Here is a 359-nt window from a genome sequence, read left to right as displayed (position 1 = left end):
ACGGCGGGTCCCTTCGTCGGCCTCTGGGCCCTGGCGTGGTGGAGCGTCGACGTCAGCTATGCGCTCGCCACCTTCATCGCCATCCTGAACGCCACTTTCCTTGTCCGGCTCTTCATGATCCAGCACGATTGCGGGCACGCGGCCTTCTTTCGCAGCCGGACGCTCAGCGACTGGATCGGCCGTGCCATCGGGGTGCTGACGCTGACCCCCTACGACGTCTGGCGCCGCCTTCACGCTGCGCATCACGCGGGCACCGGAAACCTCGAGAAGCGAGGGATGGGCGACGTCCTGACGCTGACGGTCGCGGAGTATCGCGCCCTGTCGTGGCGCGGGCGCCTTGGATACCGCATCTATCGTCA

Annotated in this window: 1 protein-coding gene; it reads left to right on the top strand. The window is 66.9% G+C overall.

Going from position 1 to position 359, the window contains the following annotated elements; translation table 11 throughout:
- Nucleotides 1-359, top strand: a 359-nt coding sequence (locus P6F26_RS19745; RefSeq protein ID WP_278030397.1) for a fatty acid desaturase, incomplete at both ends; no start/stop codon positions are given.

This window comes from Roseicyclus salinarum, from assembly GCF_029624655.1.
Lineage (GTDB): Bacteria > Pseudomonadota > Alphaproteobacteria > Rhodobacterales > Rhodobacteraceae > Roseibacterium > Roseibacterium salinarum.
The sequence above is the reverse complement of the archived record's forward strand: the minus strand, read 5'-3'. Positions and strand labels throughout refer to the sequence as shown.